Below are 1,128 nucleotides of genomic sequence, written 5' to 3'. Positions count from 1 at the left end.
GTGGTCAGCACGGCGCCACCGACGAGGACGGCGGGCAGTCGACGGAAGGCGGTGGTTCGGTTGCTCATGACTCCACCGTACGTCTTATTGATAATGATTGTCAAAACCATGAAGCGACCGAATCGGTCATAGTAGGTGAACATCTGCGCGCGTCCGCTGCATTCCCACGTCTTCCTGTGGACAGCTCTGGCGAGTGTCGCACCGACATGCGAGAGTGAAGCACGTGGATACGACGACAGCTCCTCTCACGTTGCATCCGTTCACCGTCGCCGATGCCGAGCGCGTGCTCTCCGGCGAGGTGGACCCCCATGACGGCTGGGAGGGCGCGTACGCCTTCACCGACGAGCCCGAGCTGCTCGCCGAGTACCTCCGCATGGTGCAGCAGAACGGCGATCCGACGCCTTACGGCCCCTACCTCGTGCGACGAGGCGAAGACGGCCCGGCCATCGGGGGAGTGAACCTGTTCGGTCCGCCCGGCGACGACGGGGCCGTCGAGTTCGCGTTCGGCCTCGTGCCGGCGGTGCGAGGCCAGGGGCTCTCGACGCACACCGTCGCGGCCGTCGTCGAACTCGCACGCTCGGCGGGCGTCGTCATCCTCCGCGCCGAGGCGGAGGTGCCGAACCTGCCCGCCAGACGCGCGCTCGAACGTGCCGGCTTCGCGCAGTCGTCTCGCACGACCGAGGCGATCGTCTACGACCTGCACCTGTAGCGCTCGGCTGAGCGCCTCAGCGCCGAACGGCTACTCGAGCAGGAGCGCCGGCTCCTCGATGATCGACGCGACGTCGGCGAGGAAGCGCGAGGCCACGTCGCCGTCGACGACGCGGTGGTCGAACGACGCACCGATCGTCGTGACGAAGCGCGGTCGCACTTCACCGTCGACGACCCACGGCTTCTGCTTGATCGTGCCGAGCGCGACGATTGCGACTTCGCCCGGGTTCAGGATCGGGGTGCCGGTGTCCATGCCGAAGACGCCGATGTTCGTGATCGTGATGGTGCCGTTCTGCATCTCGGCGGGCTGCGTCTTGCCCTCGCGCGCCGTCAGCGTGAGCTGCTCGAGCGCCGTGGCGAGCTCGACCATCGTCATCGCCTGCGCCTCCTTGACGTTCGGCACGATGAGCCCCCGCGGGG

Annotated in this window: 3 protein-coding genes; 2 read left to right on the top strand and 1 reads right to left on the bottom strand. The window is 67.6% G+C overall.

Features of this window, described 5'->3' with window-relative positions; translation table 11 throughout:
- Positions 1-218: hypothetical protein (locus ACFWWU_RS37415; protein ID WP_384153726.1), on the top strand; the 218-nt coding region annotated here is incomplete at its 5' end.
- A 5-nt stretch (positions 219-223) separates the two neighbouring features.
- Positions 224-709 (top strand): GNAT family N-acetyltransferase, encoded by a 486-nt coding sequence (locus ACFWWU_RS37410; protein ID WP_384153723.1) that lies wholly within the window; start codon positions 224-226, stop codon positions 707-709.
- Positions 710-739: 30 nt separating this feature from the next.
- Here ACFWWU_RS37410 and ACFWWU_RS37405 read toward each other — a convergent pair.
- The coding region (locus tag ACFWWU_RS37405) for a 2-oxo acid dehydrogenase subunit E2 (RefSeq protein WP_384153720.1) at positions 740-1,128 on the bottom strand (389 nt) is incomplete at its 5' end.

The organism is Streptomyces sp. NPDC058650 (assembly GCF_042717315.1).
In the GTDB taxonomy this organism is placed as follows: Bacteria; Actinomycetota; Actinomycetes; order Streptomycetales; family Streptomycetaceae; genus Streptomyces.
This window is presented reverse-complemented; position numbering and strand designations above follow the sequence as displayed.